This is a genomic window from Thiorhodococcus mannitoliphagus, from assembly GCF_010915725.1.
Taxonomy (GTDB): Bacteria; Pseudomonadota; Gammaproteobacteria; order Chromatiales; family Chromatiaceae; genus Thiorhodococcus; species Thiorhodococcus mannitoliphagus.
On record NZ_JAAIJR010000419.1, the window covers coordinates 1 to 659 of the forward strand.

General features: G+C 57.5%; 1 protein-coding gene. It reads right to left on the minus strand.

Going from position 1 to position 659, the window contains the following annotated elements:
* Positions 1-117: 117 nt before the first annotated feature.
* Positions 118-363, minus strand: coding sequence for a hypothetical protein (locus G3480_RS27225; RefSeq protein ID WP_164657287.1), 246 nt, complete (start codon positions 361-363; stop codon positions 118-120).
* Between the last annotated feature and the right edge of the window lie 296 nt (positions 364-659).

Sequence of the window (659 nt, forward strand, 5' to 3'; positions counted from 1 at the left end):
CGCCTGGCTGAAAGGATTTCGGGCGATTCGTACCCGTTATGTTTGCCAGTTGCAAAACTACTTGGCACTGATTCAGCTGGCTTGCGCAGAAATCTTATTCCGAAAACTCCAAGAAACCTAAAGGTAATGCAAATTCTGTTCCGGATATCCTCTTAGCCAGTCGTAGAAGCCGGATTCCGAGATGAGGATCTTGCGTCCGAGCTTGCGCACATATGGAGCGAGCCCATTGGTGTCGGCATTCCGGACGTAATGGCGCAGGGCATGCTCACTGAGCGTGGTCTTCTTGGCGTCGCCATTGACGATCTCGGCGAGGGCGGCAATGGAGCGCCAGTCATGGCGGGCGGGGCAGGACGTGGTGGTCATCTGGGTACCTCTGTCGCATACAGTCGTCAGCGTCGCGTCAGGACGGCGCGATGCACGGGAGGTAGCCTAGGGTGGCGGGGCAGGGCTGTGTCCCTATAGGGACGGTTGGCGATCCCTATAGGGATCGTGGCAGGGTTATGGCGCGCGGAGGTCGGACGGTGTGGTGGACCCCAAGTCAAGGACAGTTTTAGCCAGAAATTAAGTTAGTCCGCCTCTGCCATTGCAGCCGTTTGTGGCTGGCCGATGTTGCCGCTAGAACTCGTGGTGGTGTTGAGTGACTTACCCCCCCGTTTCTG